14 protein-coding genes and 1 riboswitch are annotated in these 13,920 nt (G+C 40.8%); of the genes, 4 read left to right on the top strand and 10 right to left on the bottom strand.

Going from position 1 to position 13,920, the window contains the following annotated elements; genetic code table 11:
* Nucleotides 1-5: 5 nt before the first annotated feature.
* The 7 genes from SFC25_RS05975 to SFC25_RS06005 form a co-directional block, all read right to left on the bottom strand.
* Nucleotides 6-761, bottom strand: a complete 756-nt coding sequence (locus SFC25_RS05975) for a prepilin peptidase (RefSeq protein WP_411214390.1) — start codon at nucleotides 759-761, stop codon at nucleotides 6-8.
* 71 nt (nucleotides 762-832) lie between these two features.
* Entirely contained in the window at nucleotides 833-1,240 is a 408-nt protein-coding gene (locus tag SFC25_RS05980; protein WP_411214391.1) for a prepilin-type N-terminal cleavage/methylation domain-containing protein, read from the bottom strand.
* Nucleotides 1,241-1,292: 52 nt separating this feature from the next.
* Nucleotides 1,293-1,375: riboswitch (cyclic di-GMP riboswitch) on the bottom strand.
* Between the two features lie 85 nt (nucleotides 1,376-1,460).
* A complete protein-coding gene (locus SFC25_RS05985) occupies nucleotides 1,461-2,666 on the bottom strand; it encodes a type II secretion system F family protein (protein WP_411214392.1) in 1,206 nt (401 codons plus the stop codon).
* Nucleotides 2,667-3,707, bottom strand: coding sequence for a type IV pilus twitching motility protein PilT (locus SFC25_RS05990; protein WP_411214393.1), 1,041 nt, complete (start codon nucleotides 3,705-3,707; stop codon nucleotides 2,667-2,669).
* An 11-nt stretch (nucleotides 3,708-3,718) separates the two neighbouring features.
* A complete protein-coding gene (locus SFC25_RS05995) occupies nucleotides 3,719-5,341 on the bottom strand; it encodes a GspE/PulE family protein (RefSeq protein WP_411214394.1) in 1,623 nt (540 codons plus the stop codon).
* Between the two features lie 137 nt (nucleotides 5,342-5,478).
* Nucleotides 5,479-5,880 (bottom strand): hypothetical protein, encoded by a 402-nt coding sequence (locus SFC25_RS06000; RefSeq protein WP_411214395.1) that lies wholly within the window; start codon nucleotides 5,878-5,880, stop codon nucleotides 5,479-5,481.
* A complete protein-coding gene (locus tag SFC25_RS06005) occupies nucleotides 5,867-6,310 on the bottom strand; it encodes a pilus assembly FimT family protein (protein WP_411214396.1) in 444 nt (147 codons plus the stop codon). The genes SFC25_RS06000 and SFC25_RS06005 overlap by 14 nt, the downstream gene beginning before the upstream one ends.
* Nucleotides 6,311-6,350: 40 nt before the next feature.
* Between SFC25_RS06005 and SFC25_RS06010 the strand changes: the two genes are divergently transcribed.
* Nucleotides 6,351-7,760, top strand: coding sequence for a type II secretion system protein (locus SFC25_RS06010; RefSeq protein ID WP_411214397.1), 1,410 nt, complete (start codon nucleotides 6,351-6,353; stop codon nucleotides 7,758-7,760).
* Between the two features lie 39 nt (nucleotides 7,761-7,799).
* Here SFC25_RS06010 and SFC25_RS06015 read toward each other — a convergent pair whose 3' ends face one another.
* The 3 genes from SFC25_RS06015 to SFC25_RS06025 form a co-directional block, all read right to left on the bottom strand.
* Entirely contained in the window at nucleotides 7,800-8,327 is a 528-nt protein-coding gene (locus SFC25_RS06015; RefSeq protein WP_411214398.1) for a YceI family protein, read from the bottom strand.
* A 106-nt stretch (nucleotides 8,328-8,433) separates the two neighbouring features.
* Nucleotides 8,434-10,176, bottom strand: coding sequence for a sensor domain-containing diguanylate cyclase (locus SFC25_RS06020; RefSeq protein ID WP_411214399.1), 1,743 nt, complete (start codon nucleotides 10,174-10,176; stop codon nucleotides 8,434-8,436).
* Between the two features lie 52 nt (nucleotides 10,177-10,228).
* A complete protein-coding gene (locus SFC25_RS06025) occupies nucleotides 10,229-11,464 on the bottom strand; it encodes a bifunctional folylpolyglutamate synthase/dihydrofolate synthase (RefSeq protein ID WP_411214400.1) in 1,236 nt (411 codons plus the stop codon).
* Between the two features lie 112 nt (nucleotides 11,465-11,576).
* Between SFC25_RS06025 and SFC25_RS06030 the strand changes: the two genes are divergently transcribed.
* The 3 genes from SFC25_RS06030 to SFC25_RS06040 are packed head-to-tail and all read left to right on the top strand — an operon-like array spanning nucleotide 11,577 to nucleotide 13,830.
* Nucleotides 11,577-12,470: an ATP-grasp domain-containing protein gene (locus SFC25_RS06030; protein WP_411214401.1), complete on the top strand. Its 894-nt coding sequence runs from the start codon at nucleotides 11,577-11,579 to the stop codon at nucleotides 12,468-12,470.
* Nucleotides 12,467-13,330, top strand: coding sequence for an ATP-grasp domain-containing protein (locus tag SFC25_RS06035; RefSeq protein WP_411214402.1), 864 nt, complete (start codon nucleotides 12,467-12,469; stop codon nucleotides 13,328-13,330). Before SFC25_RS06030 ends, SFC25_RS06035 begins: the two co-directional genes overlap by 4 nt.
* Nucleotides 13,318-13,830, top strand: a complete 513-nt coding sequence (locus SFC25_RS06040) for a 2'-5' RNA ligase family protein (protein WP_411214403.1) — start codon at nucleotides 13,318-13,320, stop codon at nucleotides 13,828-13,830. Before SFC25_RS06035 ends, SFC25_RS06040 begins: the two co-directional genes overlap by 13 nt.
* Nucleotides 13,831-13,920 lie beyond the last annotated feature (90 nt).

The raw sequence follows: 13,920 nt of genomic DNA on the forward strand, positions 1-13,920 counted from the left end.
CTCATTTAAAAGAATGAATTAATGTACCAGCTAATCATTGCATCACCATGAAAATAAGTGATCAATGCGCCCAGCAAAATATACGGACCAAACGGTATAGCCTGTTTCCTCTTGAGTACCTTCGCTGATAGAAGAACTAAACTTATCACAGCTCCTATAACAGAAGATAGGAAGAAAGTGAGCAATACACCCTTCCATCCCAGCACGACACCAAGCACTACAAACAACTTCAAATCTCCGCCGCCCATTCCTCCCCGACTGAGTAATATGACGAGGAAAAGCAAGATAAATGCTACAGCAGCTCCAATAATCGAATCCCACCATGGATCTAATGGAGTGATGAAACGGAGAATGATGAATAGAGGAAGAAAGAAGAATAATATCTTATTTGGAATAAGCATGAATCGCATATCCGTTACAAATAGAATCGCTGCCATCGATACTAATACGAATGCTGTAACCAGTTCCCACTGCAGTCCGATCATATAAAAGCTATATCCGAACAATAGGCCGGTCGCCAGCTCAGTAAAAGGGTAAAGATGAGAAATCTTCTGTTTACAGTTGCGGCACTTCCCTCGTAGTGCTATGTAAGAGATTACTGGAATTAGGTCATAAGCTTTAATTTGCTTCTGACAGTTTGGACAGTAAGAGCGTTCGGATTGGAACATTTTCTTTTCTGGGACACGCATTCCGACGACGTTGTAGAAGGATCCGAGGACGGAACCAAGTATGATGAAATAGATAGATAAAATTATCTCCATTACATTCTCTCCTTGCGTATGTAAAGACGAAAATCTCTCAAAAATGAGAGATTTTCACCAACAATATAAACTTATTCTGCGCTTGCTCCAGCAGTACCTACAGCTTCACTACCGCCTTCTAGCCATACCTCAGCTGTCATTTGTCCGCCTTCAATTGTCACTTTACTTTTCGTAGTATCATATTTACCGTCATTTGGCGCTTCAGGAACACTAATATAATCTTCATCGATTAACGTTTTTAATGTTATGTTATTACCTAATTTAGCACCTGTTTCTGACTGTGCTTCTGCCAAACGGGTAGCTTCAATCATTTGTTGAGCTGTAGAATTATAACCTTTAGCCTGGCTATCACCAATAAGATTTAAAATTGCTGGAATCGCAATCGCAGCTAAAATACCCAAGATAACAATAACTGCAAGTAGCTCAACAAGCGTGAAACCCTTCTCCGATTTCAGTTTCTTACTTAAAAACTTTTTCATCGTGGACACTCCTCCGTTATGTAGTTGTTTCCGGCCATAGGGAAACAGTATCGATCAATTTGGCCGGTTGCACTACTAGCTCCAAAATAACAAAGTGCCCACGTAAAGTTATTTTATCATCGCTTCCTATTAATCTAGTAAAATTATATCAAATACTAATAGAAAATCTACCCACAATAAGAAATATTTACACTTATTTTGTCATTTTCTTAGTTCTTTATTACTGGATATTCTCATACATGGAAAACATCGGGATAACCACAGCTGTGACGATGCTGCCTACCATTGCAGATAAGATGAGAATAAGGACTGGCTCAATCATTGCTTTTAATCTTTCAGCGGCATAATCGAGCTCTTGCTCGTAAAAATCAGCTGCACGGTGGAGTAAATCGTCCAGAGATCCAGACTTTTCTCCTACTCGTATCATTTGTGTAATCATGGGTGGAAAAGCCCAGTGTGCCTCCATAGGTCCAGCCAACGAGTCACCCTTTTCAATTGTTTCATAGCAGTTTTGTATTACTTGCTCCATTACTTTATTCTGTAAGATTCGACTTGATATCCGTAAAGTATCTAAAATCGGGACTGAGCTTTCCAAAAGAGAACTCATTGTCCTTGTCATTCGAGCTAATATGGCTTTTTGATAGAGACTTCCCATTACTGGTACCCTCAATTTTATTGTGTCCATAAATAGTTTCCCCTGCGGCTTGGATACAATTAATCTGTATAAAACCACCAAAAGCAGCAAGCACAAGATCCCTAAATACCAATATTTCTGCATTCCCTCTGATAAGCTAAGGACAAATGCTGTGTATACAGGAAGTTCAGTATCCATACTAGCAAACATTCCCGTGAATTGTGGAAAGACAACAACTAAAAGCGCCACACAAATACCTACAGCAACTACTGCTACAAAAAATGGATAACTCATAGCTGTAATGACTTTCTGCCGCATATCATATTGCTTTTCATAATAAACAGCCATCTTATTGAGAACATCATCCAGTTCCCCGCTTGCTTCTCCGGCTCGTATCATATTCACAAAAAGCTCTGGAAATATTTTTGGGTGCTTTTCAACAGCGTCTGAGAAACGAACACCTTCAATTAGATCAGTCCGCACATACTTGAGGGTTTCTTTTAAAAACTTGTCCTTAGTCTGCTCCTGCAGCAAACCAGTAGCTTCTACCAAAGGTACCCCGGACTCGATCAATGTGGATAATTGGCGCAGGAAAATGATAAACTCTTTCTTTTTTACTCGTTTACCGAATGACAATTCTTTATTCAAGGTCCGATTTAATTCACGCAATTCAAAGACAATCAACTGCTGTGCTTGTAACTTCTCTATAGCCTCGGCTTTAGTTTCAGCTTGGACTTTCCCTCGCTTTGGTTTGCCGAGCATGTCTCTGGCATTGTATTGATAGTAAAGCATTTATACACCTCGTTCTTCCAAAAATGGTGCCACTTGATCCATCACCACTGTTCCTGAAGCGATCATTTTGCGGATGCTCATGTCCATCGTATGCATGCCTTGATCACGCGAGGTTTGCATGATACTAGGTATTTGATGCATTTTACCGTTTCGGATCAAGTTTTTAATAGCGGATGTGTTTACGAGTAATTCCGTTAAGGCTTTCCGTCCTTTGCCATCTGCCCGGCGTACAAGCCGTTGGGACAATACCGCTGTCAGAACACTAGCCAATTGGATACGAATTTGTGGCTGCTGTTCAGCAGGAAACACATCGATGATCCGATCGACTGTTTGTGAAGCAGAACTTGTATGTAACGTTGCTAATACAAGGTGTCCGGTCTCAGCTGCAGTTATAGCTGTAGAGATTGTTTCCAAGTCACGAAGTTCTCCAACCAAAATAACGTCTGGATCCTGGCGCAAACAGGCACGCAATCCATTAGCGAAATTATCTGTATCAAGACCTACTTCCCGCTGGTCGATGATACATTGATTATGCTTGTGCAGATATTCAATTGGATCTTCAAGCGTGATAATGTGACGCTGCATACTTGTATTCATATGATGGATCATTGCTGCCAACGTCGTACTTTTCCCGCTCCCAGTCGGGCCTGTAACTAATAGCAAGCCTTGTGGTTTTCCAGATAGCATTTTCAAGACATCCGGCAGATCAAGATCGCTAAGAGTAGGTACATTTGTAGGCACTACACGGACAGCCAATGAGACACACCCACGCTGGTGATATGCATTTATACGAAATCTGGAAATACCAGGTATACTATAAGAAAGGTCCACCTCACCTACTTCTTTAAAGCGATTCCACAATTTATCGCTAAGAATGGTCTTTGCCATTTCTTCGGTATCCTGAGGTTTCAGATTTTCTCCCTGATGCCGTCTTAACACACCATGAACACGAAATACTGGAGGAACTGCAACGGTTAAATGAATATCTGATGCTTTCATTTCCATTGCTGTCCTCAATAATTGATCAAATGTCTCTTTCATCTTGCCTCTCCTTAACTATCAACCGTTATTCGTAGAACTTCATCCACAGTGGTCATTCCTTGTACCGCTTTTTTCAATCCATCATCTACAAGCATTTTCATACCATTTTCTAGAGCTGTTTGTTTTATTGCATCTACTGAACTCTGCTGAATGAGCAATTCTCGAATTTTATCATCCACAATAAGCAATTCATGAACAGCCATCCGTCCTTTATAACCTGTTTGCTTACAGCTGTTGCAACCTCGACCACGGTACAACGTATCACTTTCTAACCCATGCTTCTCCAGCAGATCGACTTCTACGTTAGTCGGTCTATAAGCTTCTTTACAATCACGACAGATTCGTTTAACAAGCCGTTGTGCGATAACACCTGTCACAGAAGACACAACTAAATACGGTTCTATGTTCATGTCCATCAAACGGGGAATCGAGGCTATGGCATTGTTTGTATGTAACGTACTAAAAACAAGGTGACCAGTTAGTGAAGCACGAATTGCGATCTCTGCCGTCTCGCTATCACGTATTTCCCCGACCATGATGATATTCGGGTCTTGACGAAGGATAGAGCGTAAGCCTGTTGCGAAGGTAAGTCCGATACTGCTGTTCACTTGCATCTGGTTCACACCCTGCAGCTCAAATTCGACAGGATCCTCAACTGTTATAATATTAAATTGCTCCCTATTTAAATGATTAATAGAAGCATATAATCCAGAAGATTTACCTGACCCTGTTGGACCAGTAAACAAAATTAATCCAGAAGGTTGTTCAATTAGCCGACAGTATTTCTGATAATTTTCCTCACTAAAATCTAGTTCATCTAATCCTTTAATCACATTGCTTAGATCAAGTATACGAATAACTACTTTTTCGCCAAACACTGTTGGCAGGACACTTATTCGAAGATCAACATGTGTATTCTCCATTTTAAGCTTTATCCGTCCATCTTGTGGAAGACGTGTTTCAGTGATGTTCATATTAGCTAGTATTTTGACACGAGCAACTACAGCTGCCTGAATGGACTTAGGCAATGTTCTTTCTCGACGAAGATCACCATCGATTCGATATCGCACCTGAACTTCTGTTTCATATGGATCCATATGTATATCACTAGCTTTCAACTGCACTCCAGAACTAATAAGTTGCTCCACAATACGTATAGCAGGTGCAGCTTCTGCTGCTGTTTCTGAGCGAGAATCTCCAGATTCAGCTTCCTTATACACATTCGTTATCGCTTCCAATATATCTGCTTTGGCAGCAATAACAGGTTTTATTGAAAATCCAGTATACATCTCCATATCATCAATAGCGTAATAGTCCATCGGATCGTGCATTGCAACAGTTAGAATGTTATTCTCTCTGCTTAAAGGAATGACGGTATGCTTTCTTGCAAACTGAATTGGCAGAAGCTTAACTAAATCAAATTGGAACGGATAGCGGAAAAGCGAAACATGTGGGATTCCAAGCTGAAATTCAAGTACTTCTATTAACTGCTGTTCGGTTATGTATCCTTTTTCAAGGAGTAAATCCCCTAATTTCTGACCGGGCCTTTGTTCCTTAATTGCCTCGACAATCTGTTCTTCTGTAACGAGACCTGCTCGCTTGAGCAATTCTCCCAGCTTCTTCCTTTTCGCCATACTTCCACTTCCTATCTTAAGTTTCTGCAAAAATCAATTCTGTCTCTTGTTATTAGATTACTATTAATATAGTCTTAGATTAAATTCAAAAGCAATACCAAAGTAACATAAACAGGAAACAAAATAGCGCTTTAGAACTACTTCGAAATTGGGATATATTTTATTTCACTGCTCTCTTTTTCATTTATCCTTACATTCACAGTAAGCTCTATTTGATTTTGATCTAGTTGGAGCTTAGGGGTAAGTGAAGCGTCATAGCCATCAATATTTATTGACTTTGGCACATTATTCACCAAGGTAGATAATTCTTCTTCCTTCACACTATCCGTACCAGCGTTCTGTTTGATATATGCACTCACATAAACAGTTGCCATATTCATAATATCTGTCTCTATTGCGGATTCTTCTTGTCTTTTCATTTGTTTAGTGGTGGTTAGCAATTGAGCAGACAATATAGTACCTAACAATACTAAAAGGACGATGATCCAGAGAACCATAACTAAGGCAGCGCCTGTTTCATCATTTCTAATTTTGCGCATTGGTGTTCACCTCTAATAGGAATTTTCTTGCTTCACCTTCTTGTTCTGGATTGCCAGGTGCTTGTGTTATAAAGACTGCTTGTACAAGATTTTTTACACCACCAGTTTCGAACTTACATAATTCAACTCTTGTATCATAGTTTGAGTCACCTATTGTTTTGTTTCCAAGATGGATACTGGGAGAATGAGAAGATTTACTACAGATTGGCAACTGGGTGAATGGCCCTTGAATATCAGATAAATTCTCATATTCAGATGCAACCACATGCGCAGCTTCATTAGTTTTCAACATGTTTCCATTGATTTTGTTGTGTATAGCTGCCTGGGTAAAAATAGGAACAAATGTAATAATGACGATAGCAAGAATCGTCAAGCTTACAAGTATTTCAATCAAAGTAAAACCTTTCTCTCTTTGTATAGATAACTTCAAAAGTCTCACCTCTACTATTAATCTTCAGGAGTGTTGTATTATGTCAAATGAAAAAGGATTCACACTCATTGAGTTGCTTGGCGGGTTGCTTTTATTTAGCATCGTTACAATAGCCGCAGTGTCCTTAGTAGTTCAATCAATGCATAATAGTGAAAATGCAGAAGCAACGAATAGCTTGCGAAATGATGCTACATATGTAACACAAGTCTTGCGTACCGCATATGAAAACGGAACATTGGATGGTATGTGCTTAGAAGAAGATCAAAATAATCAAAACGGCAAAATCTATAAGCTTAAGTCTGTGGAAAATGAAATTATGCTAGATTTAACACATCAAAACGAGCTTCATGATCTTAAATTTTCTTATGAAGGGGCAGACAGAACTAAGCCTAATTGCTTTTATTCTCAATCAGAGAAGCAAACTTTGCAAGTAAATTTTACTATAACCAAAGATAAAAATGAGCCTTTAGATTCAGAGTCTTATACAGTAGATACCGCATTCTCAAAAATTTCAACGGAACAACTAACAATTAAACTTCAAGAACCTACTGAAGAACCAGAGGGTGAAGCTGAGATAGGATACTGTAAAGCAGTTGATGTTGAGAAAGGGTTCAGCAATGAAAAGAATAAAGATTCAGCTAGCATATATAATGGTGATTTATATTATTCTCAATCTCAATATGCCTCTTGGAATCAAGGAACATATAATATAGTAAAAGGTAATACCACATTCTTGAACGATATATCTATTTTTAAAGAGTACTTCAAAGTTACCAAAGATTTATCTTCTAAAGGCTCTATTGATTTACAGAACACAGCGGATGTAAACGTTGATCAGAGTACCACCGTAAATAAAGATTTAAAATTGCTATCACATACCTCATTAGATACTAATGAGCTAAAAGTTAATAACTTACTTAGGTTAGATAATTATACTCTATTGTTAGTACGTACAAATTTGAAAGCGGGTAACGGCGGTTTTTATACTGATACAACTACTTGTACAGGCGGTGACGCAGTATTTGATGGTTCTATAGATTTTCACAATTCTAGTACTTATAAATCTGGAGGCTCGTTAAATATTTCTGATAATTTAAATTTGTATTCCCTTGCTAATGTTTCTATGGAAAAAGACATGATCATTGGTGGTAACGTCAAAATGGAAAATAGTGCAAAGGTAGAAATAGGTGGTAGTTCCACTATGAAAGGTAATGTTGAAATAAAAGGCAGTTCTTCCATTTATTCAAAAAACAATATTGTAATCAATGGTGACCTTTTAGTTCAAAAAGGCTCAATACTTTATTCAGACGGCGATATTGACATAAAAGGGACTGTCTCTTCTGATAATGGAGCCGGCATCATTTGCTCAAAAGGCGAAATAACTATTAACAAGCTAAACAAGGCAAGTGGTATTAAAATCCTTTCCAACAACCAAAAATGCCAAAAATAAAAGACCTATCCCTAGGATAGGTCTTTTCCTTTAAACCTCTTACTCCACTACAAACTCAAAGTCAGCAGTGAACTTAACGTCTTTCCCGATCAATACGCCGCCTGTTTCTAGTGCTGCGTTATATGTCAGGCCGTATGCTTCACGGTTGATTTTGCCTTCTACTTCGAATCCGGCGATTGTGCTGCCGTCCATTGGGTTTTTGGAAGTGCCGTTGTATTCTACTTTGAATGTTTCTTCGTTTGTTACGTCTTTGATTGTGAAGTCTCCAGTGATTTCGAATTCGTCATCGGATACTTTCTTCACGGATTTGCTTTTGAATGTCATGACAGGATGGTTTGCTGCGTCGAAGAAGTCTCCGGACTGCAGGTGACCGTCACGGTCTGCATTGCCTGTGTTGATTGTTGCTGCTTGGATTGTTGCTGTAACGGATGAGTTATCCAAATCATTCAAGTCTCCGCTGAATTGTACGTCGAAGTCTTCGAATTTCCCCTTAGCTTTGGAAACCATCATATGTTTTACCGTAAATGAGATGCTGCTGTGTGCTTTATCCAATTTCAAAACTGCCATGTTTATTCCTCCTCAGTAGTGTTTCTTTATCAAGTTACTTTACGTAAGTAACTATATATTAATCACTTTGTTACGTCAAGCATTACTTTATAAAAAAACATTCCTTTTAAGAAGGAATGTTTTCGGTCTTTTGATTCAGTTCATGGTAGATACTTACGCGGTTTCGGCCTTTTTGTTTGGCGCCGACGTACATCGCACGGTCGGCATGCCGGACCAATTCCAAGTCATCTTCACTGTTTTCCGGATAAGATGCAACTCCAATACTGACAGTCATATTCAATGAGACGGACTGATCTGAATCCAAAGTATTTTTCGTCTGGAAAGGTTGAACGATTATACTGCGCCATAATGTTTCAGCAACATGAGCAGCTCGTGCGGAATCACAATTCGGTAGAATGACAGCGAATTCTTCTCCACCGTAGCGAGCCAGTATCGCGTCCTCATCCGCTACCTCCTGGCTCAATCTCACCGCCACCTCGCGCAGTATATCATTACCCGCCTCATGCCCATACGTGTCATTCACTTGTTTGAAATGATCCAGGTCCATCATGATCAACGACACAGAGTTCTCGGGTGGTCCATCATGAAATAGTCCCTTGAGCGCTTCATCAAAGTAACGATAATTATATAAACCGGTTAATGCACATCGCTCACTAATTTGCTTTGTTTGTTCATAATGCTGAGCGTTGAGCAAGCTTACGGCCATGAAGTTTGCCAGCAGTTCAATAAGCATGAATTGATATTTCTCGTATATGTTTCTCTGTTCTGACAGAAGCACGAGAATGCCAATAATCTCGTTATCACGTTCAATTGGCAGACACATCAGACTTTCGCTATCCATTGGTGCTGTCACTTTCCATTTATCTGCCCATTGGATTCGTTTTCCATAGCGGACTCCGGCGCCTTTTTTCCATACAAAACCAGCTATACCTTCGCCTTTTTTCTTTTTATCACCTTGTTGGTATATGGAGCGATTTTTCGGATCATATAATCGGATCAATTTCAGCTCCTTGCCATCTGTCACATCATATAAGTAGGCTTGATCAGCTGGGACGAGCGATACAATTCGTTCCATAAACAGATCCAACGTTTCTTTTACATTCAAGTGGGCGGTCAATTCATGGCCTACTTCACTGACGCTTCGAAGATGTTCATTCATATTGCTGCTTCGGTAATAAAGTCGCAATATATAGGAGGTACTTACAATTGAAAAACCGATAAAGACGACTGCAATTGCACCAATCTGATGATACAGCAGATGCAATAGAAGCGCAGCTGGCAGGATATAGATCGTCGTCATGAATTCCCAGAAAAAGCTGCGCTCAAAAAATTTATCTCTTTTTCCATAGATATATCTTCTGGTCAGCGTTATGAGGATATGATTCATCATGAACAGCGTCATGGAGTAAGCCAGGATGCCAATAATATGCATTGGTGTTTCCAATGTTTGGGAAGCATTTCCAGGAAGATCAAATAGATTGTATACTCCCGCTGCTGAGACACTCATCAGGAAGAACATGACGTAATTCAGTGGAATACGAAACAGATCTTGTTTTGTCATGCGAACTTGCAGCAGCACAATTGTGACACTGATTGTGGTGATGACCAGTTCTACGAACAAACCGAAATTCAGATAGATAACGAGCGTGATACCGTTCAGGAAAAAGACAGGAATTTGGTTCACCATGATTGGAAATAGCGCCACAATGATAGCCAGCACAGTGAATGCCCCTAGATCAAGCCATTTCAAATCTTCCAAATTTGTCTGTTGATAGATTAAAAAAAGGGAAACCGGCCAAATGATAGCCCAAGCTGCCCAGATCCATCGTTTCTTGCTGCTGTTCACCATCTAGCTTCTTCCTTCCTATCAGCCGTACATATAAAGATTCAGATAATTTAAACTACCACATTTTTCTATTTTGAACAATATACTTTCTGACTTGGTAGATAAAATGCAGGGAACCTGTCACAAAATAGACGGTGTCTGTTTTGTCATCTTCATAAAGCTGCTTTATCCATTCCTGCCAATCGGCTGTAACTTCCACGGATGGGTATGATTCTGACAACGTCACAACATCCGCTGCACGGAGATGATCGAAAGTTGTCATCGTAATGTCAGTTGCAATCTCCTGAAGCTGCTGAATCATCTGTGCAAATGGCTTGTCCTGAAAAGCACTGAATAAAATCTCAATTTTGTTATCGCGATAGGTTTGCTTGACTGTTTCTATAAAAGCAGCCATCCCTTCTGCGTTATGAGCGCCATCCAAAATGATTACAGGTTCTTTTTCCACGAGTTCGAAACGGCCCGGAAGCTGAACTTGATTTATAGCTTCTCTCACTTTATCCAACTCCAACGAAATTCCCATTTCCTGCAGCAGTTGACATGCCTCTGCAGCAAGTGCCGCATTCACTCGTTGATGAGCTCCCTGCATTTGCGGATTTATTTGCAGCCGATCAGCATCCTTTGCTTCTATCCAAGTTATCGGCACTGCCGCTGCCTGTGCTTGATTTTCTATAACATTTCTTGCTCCGGCCTGTGTCACTGCACTGATCACTGGAGCTCCCGCTTTAATAATCCCAGCTTTTTCCGCAGCAATCTCTTCTATCGTATCCCCGAGGAATCGTTGATGGTCAAACCCGATATTGGTAATAATGCTGAGTAAAGGATGCGCCAGGACATTCGTCGCGTCACCGCGTCCGCCCATACCAGCTTCTATCACGCTAATATCCGCATGCTTCGCAAGATAAGAAAAAGCGATACACACGTGTATTTCAAATTCACTCGGATGGTTGTCCTGTCGATCCATCTTTTCTATAGTAGAAAGTAGGGCATCACATTCCGTGATAAATTCTGCCTCCGATATCCATTTTCCGTTTACTTGGATACTTTCCAGGAATCCGCCTGGAGTTGGGGAAATGAAGCTACCCGCTTTATATCCGTTATATGTTAAGGCATTAGCTAGATACGACGATGTCGAGCCTTTGCCATTCGTTCCAGCTATATGTATACTTTTCATTTGACGTTCGGGATTGCCGCACGCTTGCAGCAGCTGCTGCACCCGATGCAGCCCCGGCTTGATGCCAAGATGTCTGCGGCTGGTCAAAAAAGCTTCCGCTTGTGCTAAGTTTGCAAACATAAAGCATCTCCTTCCATGTATAATTGATTATTATATCAAACTAGTTTGTGCTGCCACTATAGAAATAATTTCTTCATTTGTTGGGCATCACCTAAAGAAAGGAATTACAGTTATGGCTACACCTAAAATTGGCTGGGTTATTTATAACGGCCATCTTGGCGGTAAAAAATTTCTTGATTTCGCTGAGTGGATACAGCGTGCCGCCAATGCCCAGGATATTACCATGAAAATCATTAAGAATAACGCATTGCTCGGCATGGTTGGCACACACAATTCCCTGCTAAAAGAAGAACAGCAGCTGCCGGACTTTGTCGTTTTCAGCGACAAGGATATTCCGCTTGCCCAGCAGCTGGAAGCAATGGGAATCCCTCTGTATAATTCCAGCAAATCAATCGCTGTCTGTGATAATAAAATTCTTATGTACCAAGCACTGGCTCAAGCCGGTATTAAGATTCCCAAAACTATAATCGCACCCAAAGTTTTTCCTGGTACAATGCCGATGCAACTTGATTCTTTTGAACCTGCTATCAGGGAGCTAGGATTTCCGATGATTGTCAAGGAGGCTTTTGGTTCATTCGGAGAACAAGTATATCTTGTCGACAATAAAGAGGCATTACACCAAAAGATTAGCGAGATAGGAGCCAATCCATTCGTTCTGCAGGAGTATATCCAGACAAGCCATGGCAGAGATATACGGATCAATATCGTCGGCGGCAAGATAGTCGCTTCTATGATTCGTACATCTGAAACGGATTTCAGGGCCAATGTGTCTCGCGGGGGCAATATGCAGCAGTATACACCAACAGATAAAGAGGCCGAGCTGGCTATTGCAGCTGCTGATGCCGTGGGAACTGATTTTGCAGGAGTGGATTTGTTATTCGGTCCCGGAGGCGAACCGCTTGTTTGTGAAGTGAATTCGAATGCACATATTCGTTCCATATATGAGTGCACGGGTGTAGATGTAACAGAAGCCATCATCACCCATATCAAAGAGGTGCTTTCATGAGAGGCTGGCTGATCTACCATAGACTGGATGCAGAACGTAATGCCGCATTTATTGATTGGTTCCTTGAAGAAAGCCGCTCTCTTAACATAGATTTACAGTTAGTCTATACTGACAGCATTCATATTACACTCCGGAATGGAAAAGTAGTTATACATACAAAAGAAAAACAAGAGCTTCCAGACTTCAGCATCGTGCGCACTATTGACCCTTTATTGACTGCACAGCTGGAGCAAGCAGGTATTATCTGCTTCAATAATGCCGAGATTGCTGCTCTTGCAAACGACAAAATCAAAACACATTTAGAACTTGCAAAGCTTTCCATTCCGATGGTGGAGATGCAATTCCAGACAAATGTCCCTCTGCCTCACCCGCCGCTTGCCTTTCCTTTTGTATGGAAAACAGCCGGTGGCCGGGGTGGGAAAGAAGTACATCTAGTCGAAAATGACACCCAGTACCAGGTGCTGCAGCAGCAATATGCTAATCAGTCTGTCCTCTTGCAGCAGTTAGCTCCGACACCCGGTAAGGATGTGCGTGTTTTTGTGATTGGCAAAGAAATCATTGCTGCTGTTCTTCGCAGCAGTCAGCAGGATTTCCGAGCAAACTACTCTCTTGGCGGGAGTGCATCGTTTTACACATTGAATATAGAAGAAAGACAACTTGTCCAACGTATCGTCAATCATTATGATTTTGGTTTTGTCGGCATTGATTTTCTTTTCGATGAGAACGGCAGCTTTCTTTTCAATGAGATAGAGGATGTTGTCGGAAGCAGAACACTTAGTGAAGTCAGCGATGTGAATGTTGTGCGGCTTTATTTAGAGTTTATCAAGAAACGCCTGGAGGATGCGGGATGTACGCAATAGTTGGTTATGTGGATCAGGTAACAGAAAGCAAGATATTAGGCTTATGGAAAGAAATGCGAGACAAAGACATCACAGATTATCCTTATCAGCGCGAGGGGCACCGCCCACATCTCACCTTCTCCTCCTTTACTGAGCCTGAACCAGATCTGCTGCACGAAATCGAGCGATTATCGACTCAAGCCAAAGCTGTTCCCTTACGCTTCCGGCTATTTGGCAGTTTTATGAAAAGTGATTCGTTTCTTCTGCTTCCGGATTCGAATAACGAATTGACAGAGTTACACAGGAAAGTCCTAGCACTGCAATCTGCACCTTCTCTATATACGCCGGGAATTTGGATTCCGCATATAACGATCGCGAATCATTTGAACCCGGATCAGCAGTCAGCAGTTCAGCAACTAGCCCAGCAAAGGCTGGAACCTTTTTCGGGAAGCTTGATAAAACTTGCATTTATACAAATTACAGAACATGCAGTAATTGAATTAAAGGTAAATTTCTTATAGGCGGCAGCTTGCAGTGTAACGCCTCCCCCCACACGATGAGTTTTTCGAACATTTTGAATTTATGTGGTATATCTGATTTAATTATCGTTA

Source organism: Terribacillus saccharophilus (assembly GCF_046592595.1).
Lineage (GTDB): Bacteria > Bacillota > Bacilli > Bacillales > Amphibacillaceae > Terribacillus > Terribacillus saccharophilus_C.

Coding starts and splice junctions, on each gene's coding strand:
- SFC25_RS05975 (WP_411214390.1), bottom strand. CDS start 761: ATGGAGATAATTTTATCTATCTATTTCATCATACTTGGTTCCGTCCTC.
- SFC25_RS05980 (WP_411214391.1), bottom strand. CDS start 1,240: ATGAAAAAGTTTTTAAGTAAGAAACTGAAATCGGAGAAGGGTTTCACG.
- SFC25_RS05985 (WP_411214392.1), bottom strand. CDS start 2,666: ATGCTTTACTATCAATACAATGCCAGAGACATGCTCGGCAAACCAAAG.
- SFC25_RS05990 (WP_411214393.1), bottom strand. CDS start 3,707: ATGAAAGAGACATTTGATCAATTATTGAGGACAGCAATGGAAATGAAA.
- SFC25_RS05995 (WP_411214394.1), bottom strand. CDS start 5,341: ATGGCGAAAAGGAAGAAGCTGGGAGAATTGCTCAAGCGAGCAGGTCTC.
- SFC25_RS06000 (WP_411214395.1), bottom strand. CDS start 5,880: ATGCGCAAAATTAGAAATGATGAAACAGGCGCTGCCTTAGTTATGGTT.
- SFC25_RS06010 (WP_411214397.1), top strand. CDS start 6,351: ATGTCAAATGAAAAAGGATTCACACTCATTGAGTTGCTTGGCGGGTTG.
- SFC25_RS06015 (WP_411214398.1), bottom strand. CDS start 8,327: ATGGCAGTTTTGAAATTGGATAAAGCACACAGCAGCATCTCATTTACG.
- SFC25_RS06020 (WP_411214399.1), bottom strand. CDS start 10,176: ATGGTGAACAGCAGCAAGAAACGATGGATCTGGGCAGCTTGGGCTATC.
- SFC25_RS06025 (WP_411214400.1), bottom strand. CDS start 11,464: ATGTTTGCAAACTTAGCACAAGCGGAAGCTTTTTTGACCAGCCGCAGA.
- SFC25_RS06030 (WP_411214401.1), top strand. CDS start 11,577: ATGGCTACACCTAAAATTGGCTGGGTTATTTATAACGGCCATCTTGGC.
- SFC25_RS06035 (WP_411214402.1), top strand. CDS start 12,467: ATGAGAGGCTGGCTGATCTACCATAGACTGGATGCAGAACGTAATGCC.
- SFC25_RS06040 (WP_411214403.1), top strand. CDS start 13,318: ATGTACGCAATAGTTGGTTATGTGGATCAGGTAACAGAAAGCAAGATA.